The sequence below is a fragment of the Flavobacterium pasteuri genome (assembly GCF_048286615.1).
Taxonomy (GTDB): domain Bacteria; phylum Bacteroidota; class Bacteroidia; order Flavobacteriales; family Flavobacteriaceae; genus Flavobacterium.
Window position 1 is genome coordinate 443,953 of the sequence record NZ_JBLVPN010000001.1, and the last position, 13,975, is coordinate 457,927.

16 protein-coding genes and 2 tRNA genes are annotated in these 13,975 nt (G+C 34.7%); 14 read left to right on the plus strand and 4 right to left on the minus strand.

Annotated features, from left to right (window positions below; translation table 11 throughout):
• Positions 1-51 precede the first annotated feature (51 nt).
• Positions 52-822: a nitrilase family protein gene (locus tag ACNQF6_RS02045; protein WP_417962774.1), complete on the plus strand. Its 771-nt coding sequence runs from the start codon at positions 52-54 to the stop codon at positions 820-822.
• 2 nt (positions 823-824) lie between these two features.
• Here ACNQF6_RS02045 and ACNQF6_RS02050 read toward each other — a convergent pair whose 3' ends face one another.
• Entirely contained in the window at positions 825-2,489 is a 1,665-nt protein-coding gene (locus tag ACNQF6_RS02050) for an Ig-like domain-containing domain (protein WP_417962776.1), read from the minus strand.
• Positions 2,490-2,701: 212 nt separating this feature from the next.
• Between ACNQF6_RS02050 and mce the strand changes: the two genes are divergently transcribed.
• The 3 genes from mce to ACNQF6_RS02065 all read left to right on the plus strand — a co-directional run bounded on the left by mce (position 2,702) and on the right by ACNQF6_RS02065 (position 3,715).
• Positions 2,702-3,103, plus strand: a complete 402-nt coding sequence (mce, locus tag ACNQF6_RS02055) for a methylmalonyl-CoA epimerase (protein ID WP_417962778.1) — start codon at positions 2,702-2,704, stop codon at positions 3,101-3,103.
• 142 nt (positions 3,104-3,245) lie between these two features.
• Positions 3,246-3,319 (plus strand) — tRNA-Ile (locus tag ACNQF6_RS02060).
• A 159-nt stretch (positions 3,320-3,478) separates the two neighbouring features.
• Positions 3,479-3,715, plus strand: coding sequence for a hypothetical protein (locus ACNQF6_RS02065; RefSeq protein WP_417962780.1), 237 nt, complete (start codon positions 3,479-3,481; stop codon positions 3,713-3,715).
• A 31-nt stretch (positions 3,716-3,746) separates the two neighbouring features.
• On the opposite strand, the gene ACNQF6_RS02070 is transcribed toward ACNQF6_RS02065, so the two are convergent.
• Positions 3,747-4,334, minus strand: coding sequence for a riboflavin synthase (locus ACNQF6_RS02070; protein WP_417962782.1), 588 nt, complete (start codon positions 4,332-4,334; stop codon positions 3,747-3,749).
• Positions 4,335-4,392: 58 nt separating this feature from the next.
• Here ACNQF6_RS02070 and pdxA point away from each other — a divergent pair, with 58 nt between their 5' ends.
• The 8 genes from pdxA to mtgA all read left to right on the plus strand — a co-directional run bounded on the left by pdxA (position 4,393) and on the right by mtgA (position 11,673).
• The gene (gene pdxA, locus ACNQF6_RS02075; RefSeq protein WP_417962784.1) at positions 4,393-5,442 is read left to right on the plus strand and encodes a 4-hydroxythreonine-4-phosphate dehydrogenase PdxA; all 1,050 of its coding nucleotides are present in this window, start codon (positions 4,393-4,395) and stop codon (positions 5,440-5,442) included.
• Positions 5,443-5,527: 85 nt separating this feature from the next.
• Entirely contained in the window at positions 5,528-6,070 is a 543-nt protein-coding gene (locus ACNQF6_RS02080) for a YceD family protein (protein WP_417962786.1), read from the plus strand.
• Between the two features lie 9 nt (positions 6,071-6,079).
• Positions 6,080-6,274 carry a 50S ribosomal protein L32 gene (gene rpmF, locus ACNQF6_RS02085; RefSeq protein ID WP_007137315.1) on the plus strand — a complete coding sequence of 65 codons (195 nt, stop codon included), beginning with the start codon at positions 6,080-6,082 and terminating at the stop codon, positions 6,272-6,274.
• Between the two features lie 173 nt (positions 6,275-6,447).
• Positions 6,448-7,446, plus strand: coding sequence for a beta-ketoacyl-ACP synthase III (locus tag ACNQF6_RS02090; RefSeq protein WP_417962788.1), 999 nt, complete (start codon positions 6,448-6,450; stop codon positions 7,444-7,446).
• Positions 7,447-7,469: 23 nt separating this feature from the next.
• A complete protein-coding gene (accB, locus tag ACNQF6_RS02095; protein WP_099714177.1) occupies positions 7,470-7,949 on the plus strand; it encodes an acetyl-CoA carboxylase biotin carboxyl carrier protein in 480 nt (159 codons plus the stop codon).
• 96 nt (positions 7,950-8,045) lie between these two features.
• Positions 8,046-9,392 carry an acetyl-CoA carboxylase biotin carboxylase subunit gene (gene accC / locus ACNQF6_RS02100; RefSeq protein ID WP_417962789.1) on the plus strand — a complete coding sequence of 449 codons (1,347 nt, stop codon included), beginning with the start codon at positions 8,046-8,048 and terminating at the stop codon, positions 9,390-9,392.
• A gap of 422 nt (positions 9,393-9,814) precedes the next feature.
• A complete protein-coding gene (locus ACNQF6_RS02105; protein WP_417962791.1) occupies positions 9,815-10,927 on the plus strand; it encodes an NAD(P)/FAD-dependent oxidoreductase in 1,113 nt (370 codons plus the stop codon).
• Positions 10,927-11,673 (plus strand): monofunctional biosynthetic peptidoglycan transglycosylase, encoded by a 747-nt coding sequence (gene mtgA / locus ACNQF6_RS02110; RefSeq protein WP_417962793.1) that lies wholly within the window; start codon positions 10,927-10,929, stop codon positions 11,671-11,673. The genes ACNQF6_RS02105 and mtgA overlap by 1 nt, the downstream gene beginning before the upstream one ends.
• A 139-nt stretch (positions 11,674-11,812) precedes the next feature.
• Here mtgA and ACNQF6_RS02115 read toward each other — a convergent pair whose 3' ends face one another.
• A complete protein-coding gene (locus ACNQF6_RS02115; RefSeq protein WP_099714182.1) occupies positions 11,813-12,067 on the minus strand; it encodes a GIY-YIG nuclease family protein in 255 nt (84 codons plus the stop codon).
• A gap of 48 nt (positions 12,068-12,115) precedes the next feature.
• Positions 12,116-12,192, minus strand: a tRNA-Ala gene (locus ACNQF6_RS02120).
• A 214-nt stretch (positions 12,193-12,406) separates the two neighbouring features.
• Here ACNQF6_RS02120 and ACNQF6_RS02125 point away from each other — a divergent pair.
• Both ACNQF6_RS02125 and ACNQF6_RS02130 read left to right on the plus strand, forming a co-directional pair.
• Positions 12,407-13,174 (plus strand): enoyl-CoA hydratase/isomerase family protein, encoded by a 768-nt coding sequence (locus ACNQF6_RS02125; RefSeq protein ID WP_417962795.1) that lies wholly within the window; start codon positions 12,407-12,409, stop codon positions 13,172-13,174.
• Positions 13,175-13,508: 334 nt separating this feature from the next.
• Complete coding sequence (locus ACNQF6_RS02130; protein WP_417962797.1) at positions 13,509-13,973, plus strand: 6-pyruvoyl trahydropterin synthase family protein; 465 nt, start codon at positions 13,509-13,511, stop codon at positions 13,971-13,973.
• Positions 13,974-13,975: the final 2 nt, after the last annotated feature.

A 13,975-nucleotide genomic window follows, 5' to 3' on the forward strand; every position in this document is an offset into this window, starting at 1 on the left:
TAATGAACTTATGGTATTGTGATATTTCTTATTTTTATAAAAAATAAAATCATGCAAGTCACCCTAATTCAAGCTCCTTTAATTTGGGAAAACCCAAATTCAAATCGTGATTATTTCGAAGCGAAAATCAATTCAATTACTGAAAATATTGATTTATTTGTATTGCCGGAAATGTTTACAAGCGGTTTTACAATGAGTCCTGAAAATGTTGCTGAAACAATGGAAGGGGAAACAATAACTTGGCTTAAAGGATTGGCGAAAGCCAGAAACTGTGCCATTACAGGAAGCTTAGTTATAGTGGAAAACGGAAATTTCTACAATCGATTAGTGTTTGTATTTCCTTCCGGAGAAATGCAGTTTTATGACAAAAGGCATTTGTTTACTTTGGCTGGCGAAGACAAAGTCTATACAAGTGGTGACCAAAAAATAGTTGTAGAGTACTTGGGTTGGAAAATCTGTCCATTGATTTGTTATGATTTAAGATTTCCTGCTTTTTCCAGAAATTCAGACGATTATGACGTGTTAATTTACGTGGCAAGTTGGCCAAAAATCAGAACAAATGCTTGGGATGCTTTATTGAAAGCCCGAGCGATAGAAAACATGAGTTATGCGATTGGTGTGAATAGAATAGGAACTGATGCGAATGGTTACGAATACATTGGTCACTCGCAAGCAGTCGATTTTCTTGGGAATTATGTCTTGGAGCCAGAAGAATCTGAAAGTTCTTTTTTAGTAGTATTAGATAAAGAAAAAATGCTGGAAACCAGACGAAAATTAGGTTTTTTGAACGACAGAGATTCTTTTGAAATAAAAAATATTTAGCTCTAGTTTTTCTTATCAGTTTTCTTGTCTGTTTTCTTTTTAGGTTCGGGAGTGTAAGGAATACTCAAGTCAAAAATTTGATTTACATCCCAGTTGGATCGAACATCGATTTCTTTGGAAAAATAGATCATTTCCTCCGCCTGGCGTCTTTCTAAATAGTTACCGGAATCCCATTCCTTGTTTTTATTAGTGTCATAAATAGCACGTAATGTATAAAGCGCAGGTTCGATTAAATTAAATTCTAACGTGGTGTTTTTTTCGGTGTATTCAGTTGCCAAAACATCGCCCTTTAGATTCGTCAGTTCTACAATGACAGGAAATTGTTTTACATTTTCTAATGTTACGGTAAGATTCCCATAATCAGCAGTGCTTTTAGTGCTTAATTTATATGTTAAAGTGTCATTTGATTTTTCGAAAAAATCAGTTAACGCTCCAGACAAAAGTTCAAAAGTGTAATTTTCTGAGGGTTCCTTTTTAAAGTCAAAATACAATTTTTGATTAAACTCGTCATATTCAGTGGTAAAAGGGACTGCGATTTTTGCATTGTTGATTAAACTTATTTTAGAATTCTCAATTCGAATTAATGGAGTTGAACTTTCTAAAGTAAAACGCTCTCGAAATTTTAAGTTGCCAGTTTGTAAGGCAGAGATACTTAAGGTATCCTTTTTTTGGTCTTTTATTTTAAAGGTGAAATTGGCTTCGTATTTGTCTTTGGCTACAGCCAAATTAAGCGAATCAACTTTGATGGGTTTGTACCAGACTTGTAACGAATCCTTTTTTGGGAATTTAGTAATAATCGTAGACAAGATGTCATTGTTGCTTTTTAGTACTATTTTTGGACTTGCAGCTGCTGAATTCACATTGCCTTCGTATCCCAAGAACAGTCTGTTTCCAGATGCTTGGCTTGGTTTAAAAGTTTTGAAAGGCAGTGTTTCCTTGAATAATTCCAACTCGTAAAGCGTGTCGTTTGGAATAGTGATAAACGCTTTGCTGAATCCTATTTTATCTGTTTTTGGATTGTATTTATTATTGCTGTTGTAGTCTTTCATGGCTACAAGAAGATATTTTCCAGCTTTTAGATTCTCAAAACGAAAAGTCTTTAAGCTGTCTAAAGTATTAGTCACATATCTTGGGTTTTCATTGTAGACTACTGAATCTTTAAAAGTGTCATTCACGTCATACAGCATAACCGAAACGAATGATTCTACTTCTTTATCATAAGCGCTTTTTACAGTTCCGCCAAGGCTTAAAGAGTCGATATAAGCACCAGTTGAAAACACATATTTGAATTGATTGAATGGATTTCCTTCATTATTGTCAGCGATACTTTGGCCAAAATTAAAGCTGTAAGTGGTATTAGGCTGTAATGTATCTTTGATTTTTATAGTAATCGTTTTGCTTGGAGTGGTAGGCAGAATTGACGGTTCATATTTCATTGGTGGTGAAATAATCAATTGCTTGTTAAGATTTTTGAGTTTAATGTTCTCGTCAAAAACTAGTTTGATTTCGTTTCCTTTGAAATTTTTATTGAAATTTTCAGGAAAACTTACTTTTAAAACAGGGGCAATGGTATCTTTCAAACCGCCAGTGATGGAGCCTCTTTTTGCGCATCCAACAATAATTAAAAGCAATAGAAAGAGGGAGTATTTTAAATTGTTTTTCAACATATCAAATCATAATTAGAATCTACAAAATAACAATTATAATTCATGCAATCGAAATTTTTTATAGAATTATTATGAGCGATTTAATTCCGCTTACTTTTCTAGAATGCTTCTCTTTTTTTGTTTTTTAATGTTTAATTTTACATCAAATAAGTTTTGTTAAGGCAGGCTTACTGCTTGAATTTTAAACTAACGTTGAATTGATAGTATAAATAATGAGAAAAATAGAACATATAGGGATTGCTGTTAAAGATTTAGAAGTATCAAATTTAGTTTTCGAAAAACTCTTTGGTGCTCCGGCTTATAAATTTGAAGATGTAGAAACCGAAGGGGTGACAACTTCTTTTTTTATGAACGGGCCCAACAAAATTGAACTTCTTGCCGCAACCAATCCAGAAAGTCCCATTGCCAAGTTTATAAAAAAAAAGGGAGAAGGGATTCATCATATTGCTTTTGATGTTGAAGATATTGTTTCAGAAATAGCGCGTTTGAAAAAGGAAGGGTTTGTAGTCTTGAATGAAATTCCTAAAAAAGGTGCTGATAATAAGCTTGTTGCATTTTTACATCCAAAAAGCACCAATGGTGTTTTGATTGAATTATGTCAGGAAATAAAATAATTTTATTATGGGTAAATGAGTAGTAGTCTAATATTCAGCTGGTTTCTGTTTTAAAAAAACTAATAATGGAACAATGTTCAAATCTAAGTCAAAAATATTTGGAGCAAATGAAAAATAGTGGTAATATTGCACACTCTTAACCGGTCCTATAGCTCAGCTGGTTAGAGCACCTGACTCATAATCAGGTGGTCCCTGGTTCGAGCCCAGGTGGGACCACAAAACCCTTTAAAACAAATGTTTTAAAGGGTTTTCTTTTTTGCTAAAAACTAAGTTGGACTAAAACACGTATCTTTGTTATGGTCTTAGGGATAAGACTTTCGTATTTATAACTGTATAGATTTTTTTATTTCAGTAAATTTACTATTTTTGATGCCGATGAAGATTAAGTCAAATAAATTTTATTTTTTAATCATTTTCCTTTTTGGGATTATGGATGTTTTTGCAGGCCCTGGTGGCTCTGGCCCTCCTGTACCTACGCAAAAAAGTAAACCACCACCACCACCACCAGGATTGTCTATTGATGAAAATGGTGTTATTATAATTGCAATTGCATTGTTATTTGGAATTTATATCGTTTATAGTAATATGTTAAAAACAAAAACCCCAATTTAATTGGGGTTTTTGTTTTTAATATCTAAGGGTGTTATTTGTTAGCGTATAATCGAGAAACGTATTTACCAATCACATCAAATTCAAGATTTATTTTTGTGCCAACTTCGAAGTTTTTGAAATTGGTATGCTCATGTGTATAAGGGATTATGGCTACGCTAAACTGGTTTTTTTTAGAATTGACAACGGTTAAGCTCACGCCATTTACGGTAATTGAACCTTTTTCGATAGTGATGTTGTTTAGTTTTTCATCGTATTCAAAGGTGTAAAGCCAGCTTCCGTCAGTTTGTTCAGCAGAGATGCAGTTTCCTGTTTGGTCTACGTGTCCTTGTACGATGTGTCCGTCAAGTCTGTCGCCAAGTTTCATTGCTCTTTCTAAGTTAACGCTATCTCCAATTTTCCAATCGCCCAGATTTGTTTTTTTTATTGTTTCATCAATTGCGGTTACGGAATAGGAAGTGTCATTGACAGCAACAACAGTAAGGCAGATTCCGTTATGAGCAACGCTTTGGTCAATTTGTAGTTCGCTGGTAATCGATGAATTCATCGTTATTTGAACATTACTGTTCTCTTTTTTTATTTCTTGGATAGTGCCAAGGGTTTCTATGATTCCTGTAAACATTTCTTGTTTTATTTTACTAAATTTGCACTTCAAAATTAGCAATAAATAACGTTAGGTCATGATGAAAAAAGCAGAAAATATAATCGTTGGGATTTCTATAGGAGATTTAAACGGTATTGGAAGCGAAGTTGTTTTAAAAACATTCGAGGATTCTCGTATGTTAGAGTTGTGTACTCCTGTTATCTTTGCTAATGTTAAGTTGTTGTCTTTCGTGAAGAAAAGTTTTCAATCGGCTTCCTTATTACATGGAATTGATAAATTAGATCAAATTGTTCCGGGAAAGATTAATGTTCTCAATCTTTGGAGAGAAGGAGTGGATTTGAATCTAGGGGTAAATGATCCTAAAGCAGGTGAATATGCTATAAAATCATTTGTTGCGGCTACCAAAGCTTTGAAAGATGGTCTTGTAGATGTATTGGTCACTGCACCTATAAATAAGTACAATATCCAGTCGGAAGAGTTTAAATTCCCGGGACATACGGATTATTTAGACCAAGAGCTTGAAGGGAATGCCCTTATGTTGATGGTTCAGGATAATTTACGGGTTGGGCTCTTGACGGATCATATTCCGTTAAGCGAAGTAGCTTCTCATCTTACGGAAGAATTGATTAAAAGAAAAATCGAAACCGTAAAGCAATCATTGATTCAAGATTTTAGTATCAATAAGCCTAAGATAGCTGTTTTGGGTTTGAATCCGCATTGTGGTGATGGAGGTGTTATTGGAACCGAAGATGATTTAATTATTAAGCCAGTATTGAAAAAAATATTTGACAAAGGAACTTTGGTCTTTGGTCCTTTTGCTGCGGATGGTTTTTTTGGAAGTAGTCAATATGAGAAGTACGATGCTATTATTGCGGCCTATCACGATCAAGGATTAATTCCTTTCAAGACATTATCTTTTGGGAATGGCGTGAATTATACCGCGGGTTTGAATAAAATAAGAACGTCGCCAGATCATGGTACAGCTTATGATATTGCGGGGAAAGGAGTGGCTGATTTTAATTCATTCAAGGAGGCTGTCTATCTTGCAATTGATATTTATCATTCGAGAAATCAATATGTCGAAATTAGTGTGAAGCCATTGAAAATAAAAGAAAAACAGTTGTGAACAAAAAAAAGTGAATAACATTATTAGATTTGCAATAATTTTATATCTTTGCACTCCCGAAGTTTAGGGTCAAATTGTTGTTGAAATGAAGAAGACAAAAGAATTTTTAATACCTTTTATAGGATTAAAGCTAGGAAAACATCATTTTGAGTATCAAATAAATAATTCGTTCTTTGAAATCTTTGATTATAATGAATATCAAGATTCAAATATCAAAGTAAATGTAGTTTTAGAGAAAAAAAGTACGCTGTTAGAATTAAGTTTTAAGCATAAAGGGGTAGTAAATGTACCTTGTGACTTGACAAGCGAAGATTTTGACTTACCAGTTAAAGGCAAAATGAATTTAATTGTTCGTTTTGGCGAGGAATATAATAATGACAATGAAGAATTGTTGATTTTACCTCATGGGGAGTTTGAAATAGATATTGCACAATACATCTATGAAATGATAGTATTGTCAGTACCTCTAAGGCGGGTTCATCCGGGTGTTAAAGATGGAAGTTTAAAAACGGAAGCTTTGACTAAACTTAATGAACTTATAGTAAAAGAAGTAAAAAAAGAGAATAAACAAGAAGAAAATATTGACCCACGTTGGGACAAATTAAAGCAACTATTAACGGATAAATAATATAGTAAAATGGCGCATCCTAAGAGAAAAATCTCCAAAACAAGAAGAGATAAAAGAAGAACACATTACAAAGCTACTGTAGCACAGATTGCTACTTGTCCTATCACAGGAGAAGCGCATTTATACCATAGAGCTTACTGGCACGAAGGGAAAATGTATTACAGAGGGCAAGTTGTTATAGATAAATCTGTAGCTGTTGCTTAATACATTTTTGTAAATGATATTCGAACTCTCACATCGTGAGAGTTTTTTTGTTGTTTATAATTTTCATTAAATAAGAAGTTCCAAATCAAATGAGAATGGAATTTTTTTTGTAATTTTCAAGTCTTTTAAAAATTTTTCAAATGGCAACATTTGACAAAAAATAATCGCATATAATGAATACAATTACAGCCGCAATAACCGCTGTTGGAGCCTATGTTCCAGACTTTGTTTTAACTAACAAAGCTCTTGAGGCCATGGTTGATACCAATGACGAGTGGATAACCTCTCGTACAGGAATAAAGGAAAGAAGGATCCTCAAAGAAGAGGGTAAAGGAACTTCTTTTTTAGCAATAAAAGCTGCACAAGATTTATTAGCTAAAGCCAACATCAATCCTCTAGAAATAGACTTGTTGATAATGGCAACTGCAACGCCAGATATGCCTGTTGCTGCAACAGGTGTATATGTAGCAACCGAAATAGGAGCTTTAAATGCTTTTGCATATGATTTGCAAGCAGCATGTTCCAGTTTCTTATTTGGGATGTCAACAGCAGCAGCTTACATACAGTCCGGAAGATACAAGAAAGTGCTTTTAATTGGTGCTGATAAAATGTCTTCTATCGTAGATTACACAGATAGATCAACTTGTATCATTTTTGGAGACGGAGCTGGAGCAGTATTGTTTGAACCTAATTATGAAGGATTAGGTTTGCAAGATGAATACTTACGCAGTGATGGAATCGGAAGAGATTTTTTAAAGATTGATGCTGGTGGGTCTCTACTTCCTTCCTCTTACGAAACAGTAAGAGATAATAAACACAATATTATTCAAGATGGAAAAACAGTATTTAAATATGCTGTAACCAATATGGCTGATTCAAGTGAATTAATTCTGAAAAGAAATAATTTAACTAATGAAAATGTTGATTGGTTAGTTCCTCATCAAGCCAATAAACGTATTATCGATGCAACAGCAAATAGAATGAATTTAGAAGATTCTAAAGTGCTGATGAATATTGAAAAATACGGAAACACAACTTCTGCGACTTTACCATTAGTCCTTAATGATTTTGAACATTTATTCAAAAAAGGAGATACGATAATTTTAGCTGCTTTTGGAGGTGGATTCACTTGGGGATCTATTTATCTAAAATGGGCATACGATAAAAAATAAATTTAAACTAAAAACAAATAATTATGGATTTAAAAGAAATTCAAAATCTAATCAAGTTTGTAGCAAATTCAGGAGTTGCAGAAGTTAAATTAGAGATGGATGATGTAAAAATCACCATCAGAACAACTTTAGAAGGAAATGTAACTGAGACCACGTATGTTCAACAAATGCCAGCTCAAGCTACACTTCCACAAGCAGCAGCACCACAACAAATTGCTCCGGTAGCAGCAGCTCCAGAAGTTCCAGTAGTAGAAAATGCGCACTATATCACCATAAAATCACCTATTATTGGAACTTTTTATAGAAAACCATCTCCAGATAAACCAATGTTTGTTGAAGTAGGTAAAACAATTTCTAAAGGTGACGTACTTTGTGTAATTGAAGCCATGAAATTATTTAATGAAATTGAATCTGAAGTTTCTGGTAAAATTGTAAAAATATTGGTTGACGATATGTCTCCAGTAGAATTTGACCAACCGTTATTCTTAGTAGATCCATCATAAGGAATTATAAATTATGAATCATAAATTATGAATTGGTTTTTATCATCAGTCTTAATTTTAAAAAATTCATAACTCATAACTCATAACTCAAAATAGATGTTTAAAAAAATATTGATTGCCAATAGAGGGGAAATTGCCTTGCGCGTAATTAGAACATGCAAGGAAATGGGTATAAAAACAGTAGCCGTTTATTCTACTGCAGATGCTGAAAGTCTACATGTAAAGTTTGCTGATGAAGCGGTTTGTATTGGACCACCTCCAAGCAACTTGTCCTATTTAAAAATGTCAAATATTATTGCCGCTGCCGAAATTACAAATGCAGATGCAATACACCCAGGATACGGATTTCTTTCTGAAAATTCTAAATTTTCTAAAATTTGTCAAGAACATGGTATCAAATTCATTGGGGCTTCTCCAGAGATGATTGATAGAATGGGAGACAAAGCTTCCGCAAAAGCTACGATGATTGAAGCAGGTGTTCCTTGTGTTCCAGGTTCAGTAGGAATTTTAGAATCATACGAACAAGCCTTACAATTATCGAGAGATTTTGGTTACCCAGTAATGCTTAAAGCAACTGCTGGTGGTGGTGGAAAAGGAATGAGAGCTGTTTGGAAAGAAGATGAATTGTTGAAAGCTTGGGAAGGTGCACGTCAGGAATCTGCGGCGGCTTTTGGAAATGATGGAATGTATCTGGAGAAATTAATCGAAGAGCCACGCCACATTGAAATTCAAGTAGTAGGAGATTCTTACGGTAAAGCATGTCATTTATCTGAAAGAGATTGTTCCGTACAGAGACGTCATCAAAAATTAACCGAAGAGACACCATCTCCATTTATGACAGATGAGTTACGTCAAAAAATGGGTGAAGCAGCTGTAAAAGCAGCCGAATACATTAAATATGAAGGTGCTGGAACAGTAGAATTTTTGGTAGACAAACACCGTAATTTCTACTTTATGGAAATGAATACCCGTATTCAAGTGGAGCACCCAATTACAGAGCAGGTTATTGATTATGACTTGATTCGTGAGCAAATTATGGTTGCAGCTGGAATACCTATTTCTGGAAAAAACTACTTGCCACAATTACACGCGATCGAATGCCGTATTAATGCAGAAGATCCTTATAATGATTTCCGTCCGTCTCCAGGAAAAATCACAACATTACACATGCCGGGTGGACATGGAGTTCGTTTAGATACTCATGTGTATTCAGGATATACTATCCCACCAAATTACGATTCAATGATCGCAAAATTGATTACTACAGCTCAATCTCGTGAGGAAGCGATTAGTAAAATGAGAAGAGCCCTGGATGAATTTGTAATTGAAGGAATAAAAACGACAATTCCGTTTCATAGACAATTAATGGACGATCCTCGTTATATTGCAGGAGACTATACAACTGCATTTATGGATACCTTCAAAATGAACGACCCGGAATAAAAAATACTTTTCTTTAAGTAAAAAACCTTGCAGCGATGCAAGGTTTTTTTGGCTTAATCATTTCTGCCTGATTTCCAAAGTAGCTCCGGAGTAATTACATTTTGTGCAATAGCATTTAAACACATCATTAATAAAGGTATAAGCAGTATTTTTTTAGTTTAATAATTGATTTTTTTAAGCAATAAAATTAGCCAATTTAATTTGATGTTTTTTCGTTTTTAACACTTGCTTTTAGTCTCGTTAATCCAGAATTTTCGGGAGAAATCCTTTTGTTTTTTTCTTTAAAAAAGAAAACAATACTTCACACTACTTTTATTTTAATTCGATTTCAGTGAGTTTATTTACAACGGATGGTGGGATTAGCTTCTGAAATAAATTCAGAATAAATCTAAAAAATTATTATTTTTATTAAAAAATTGAACATGGATTTGAGCTATTGGGAATTAAAAAACTGGTTTACTGATGTAGATTATACTATCACAGGAAGCGGTATTGTAGGTTTGCATGCTGCGTTACGCTTGCGTGAAAGATTCCCCGAGAGCAAAATTATAGTCCTGGAAAAAGGAATATTACCGCAAGGCGCTAGTACTAAAAATGCTGGTTTTGCGTGTTTTGGAAGTCTTTCAGAAATCATAGATGATTTAAAATTCCACTCGGAGGAAGAAGTGATTCATCTAATCCAAAAACGTTGGAAAGGTTTGCAATTGCTGCGAAAAAGACTCGGTGACGACACGATAGACTTTAAACCGTATGGCGGATATGAGTTGTTTTTAAAAGACGACGAAAGTTGTTACAGTGAATGTGTTGGGAAATTGCCCTTCATCAATGAAATTTTAAGACCACTTTTCAAAGCCGATGTTTTTGCCAAGGAAGTAGACCGTTTTGGGTTCAACGGGATACAGGAATATTTGGTTTTCAATCCTTTTGAAGCACAAATAGATACCGGGAATATGATGCAGGCGTTGTTGAAAGAAGCAGTTTCTAAAAATATTTTAATTCTAAACCAACAAACCGTTACTTCTTATTTCGATAAGGGAAATGGAGTGGAAGTGGCACTTGGTGATTTCAGTTTTAGTACTAAAAAAATATTGTTTGCGACGAATGGCTTTGCAAATGCATTGACAAATGTAGCCGTAAAACCAGCCAGAGCACAGGTTTTAATTACCGAGCCTATTAAAAATTTAGATATAAAAGGAACTTTTCACTTGGATAGAGGGTATTATTATTTCAGGAATATTGGCGACAGAATATTATTGGGTGGCGGAAGAAACCTGGATTTTGAGACAGAGAACACAGCAGAATTTGGGCAAACAGAAATCGTCCAAAAAAAATTGGAACAATTATTAAAAGAAGTAATTTTGCCTCATCAGGATTTCCGAATTGCGCACCGTTGGAGCGGGATCATGGGTATTGGCAACAGCAAGTATCCAATCGTTTCACAACTGTCTGATAATGTCTATTGTGGTGTACGTTTGGGCGGAATGGGAGTAGCAATAGGAAGTTTAATCGGAACAGAATTAGCAGATTTAGTATAATGGCAACGAAAATAACACCAAGAAAATCAAAACAACCCGTTAAAAAAGAACCTATCTCTTTTATGAGCAAACTAACTCGTTTTTTATTCAAAGTATTTTTATGGTTCCTCGGACTCTCTTTGTTTTTTGTGGTACTTTTTAAATTTGTTCCGGTTGTGTTTACGCCTTTAATGATCATTCGGGGGATTGAAAATAAAACAGCCGGAAAAGAAGTTTTTTTCAGCCACGACTGGGAACCTATTGAAAACATCTCGATGAATCTTCAAAAAGCCGTAATCGCCAGTGAAGATGGAACGTTCCTGAAACACAATGGTTTTGATTTTGTCGCGATGCAAAAAGCGTATAAAAGCAATGAAAGAGGACGAAGAATAAAAGGAGGAAGCACCATATCGCAACAAACCGCCAAAAATGTATTTCTTTGGCAAGGCCGAAGTTATTTGAGAAAAGGACTTGAAGCGTATTTCACTGTTTTAATTGAAATTATTTGGGGTAAAGAACGCATCATGGAAGTGTACTTGAATAGCATCGAAATGGGAAATGGTGTCTATGGAGTACAAGCAGCCGCAGAACATTGGTATAGAAAAGGAGCTTCCAGTCTCACGCCGATGCAAGCAGCAGGAATTGCAGCAATTTTACCCAATCCAAGAAAATATTCGGCAACCAGTTCTTCTTCTTATATCAACAGACGAAAAGCTAAAATTGTACGTGTGATGCGACAAGTAGGGAAAATAGATTATTCAAAATAGTTTATAGCAGTCTTATAACACAATCAAACAATTTCTAAAAATAAAAAACCGTAAACTCTTAATTAAAGATTTTACGGTTTTGTTTTGTGGAGAATATCGGATTCGAACCGATCACCTTCCCGAATGCTTTCGGGACACTCTATTCAGATGATTCTTTTGATATTAAAAATTCAATATATTTTCTACTTTTCTTCTTTTTGATTTCCATTTCTCTTTGTACAGCCAATGAGCGTGAATCAAAACTTTCAAAATAAACCATTATCCAATCTTTAGCCACTTTTGTGTAAGTACTTCTGCTATTTAAATGGTCATTAAGTCTATTTTCAATATTTTCACAGGAACCAGTGTAATATTTGTCTAAAGTTTTAGAGAAAATGATATAAGTATAAAACATAGGATTTAAAATAAAAAAGCCTCACATCTCTGTAAGGCTTGATTTTACTGGTGGAGAATACCGGATTCGAACCGGTCACCTCTTGCCTGCCAGGCAAGCACTCTAGCCAAATGAGCTAATCCCCCCAATATTATTTATAAAGTAATTAAGAACTTCGAACTAATCGCCCTCCCGAAAGCTTTCGGGATACTCTAGCCAAATGAGCTAATCCCCCAAACGTGTTCACAAATATAGCATATAAATTTTCCAAAAAGCAAATTTCAAAATACAAATCCATTCTATTTGAAAAAAAGTCAAATCCTCCTTTACTTTTTTTAACTTTACATCAAAATCCCCGCTATGGTATCAGAAAACCCAACAGGTTCGCTCTTCACAACAATCGAAAATAGAATTGCAACCGTTTCATTTGGTCATCCTTCGAGCAATTCTTTTCCAAGAGAATTATTGAATCGTTTAACAAATGAGTTCGCTATTTTAAGCACAAATCCAGCCGTTTCGGTGATTGTTATAGAAAGTGAAGGATCGGGAGCTTTTTGTGCAGGCGCTTCTTTTGATGAACTTTTGGCTGTTTCTGATGAAACAGCAGGAACCCAGTTTTTCTCTGGATTTGCGCATTTAATCAATACGATGCGTTCGTGTTCCAAGCTTATTGTGGGCCGCGTTCACGGAAAAGCAGTTGGCGGCGGCGTAGGAATTGCGTCCGCTTGTGATTATACTTTGGCAACAAAAAATGCATCAATAAAACTATCAGAATTGGCAATAGGAATTGGTCCCTTTGTAATTGAGCCCGTAGTTTCTAAGAAAATCGGAAAGACGGCAATGACTGAAATGACGCTGGCAGCTCACGAATGGAAAACCGCTGAATGGGCCGCAGCCAAAGGATTGTACGCCAATACTTTTGAAACCGTTGAAGAACTGGATGCCGCAATAGCCGATTTCAGCGCTAAATTATCCAGTTATAATCCCGAAGCTTTACTGGAAATGAAAAAAGTGTTGTGGGAAGGAACGCAACATTGGGATACATTGTTGCTAGAACGCGCCGCGATTTCGGGAAAATTGGTATTGTCTGATTTTACCAGAAAAGCGTTGTCCCAATTCAAAAAGTAATTTTTTTTAGGAGCTATTTCCTGCTATCCGTTACAATCTTTTATTACCCTGTCAGGGTTCGAAACCCTGACAGGGTAATAAAAGGATTTTCACTCCTATCAGGGCTAGTTCTCAGTGGAATCCGAACATTTTTTTGTCTAATTTTCGTTTTGTTTACATTTAAGAAATTATGTTTCATCAAGATCTTAACTTAATTTTTCTTAATGGTTTAATTATTATGTTTTTTATGCCTCTTTATAAAACTTCGTGTAATAATTACTTAAAATCGTTTGCCCTACATTTCCAGCCTATTTCTCATATCAATTTGCTAAATTTGCATCAAAATTAAACTCCGATGAGCAATATCAGAATTACAAAACAATTTAGTTTCGAAACCGGACACGCCTTGTATGGCTATGACGGGAAATGTAAAAATGTTCACGGACATAGTTATAAATTGTCAGTAACGGTAATTGGAACTCCAATTACGGATCGTTCCAATGTGAAATTTGGAATGGTGATTGACTTTACGGATTTAAAGAAAATTGTAAAAGAAGAAATTGTAGATCAATTTGACCATGCAACTGTTTTTAACGGAACGACACCGCATATCGAATTGGCAAATGAATTAATGAGCCGAGGTCACCACGTTATTTTGGTAGATTACCAACCAACAAGCGAAAACATGGTCGTTGATTTTTCTCAAAGAATTATCAGCCGATTACCGGAAGGAATTGTTCTTTTCTCCTTAAAACTACAAGAAACCGAATCTTCTTTTGCAGAATGGTTTGCCTGTGATAATATGAAATCCATACTGTAACT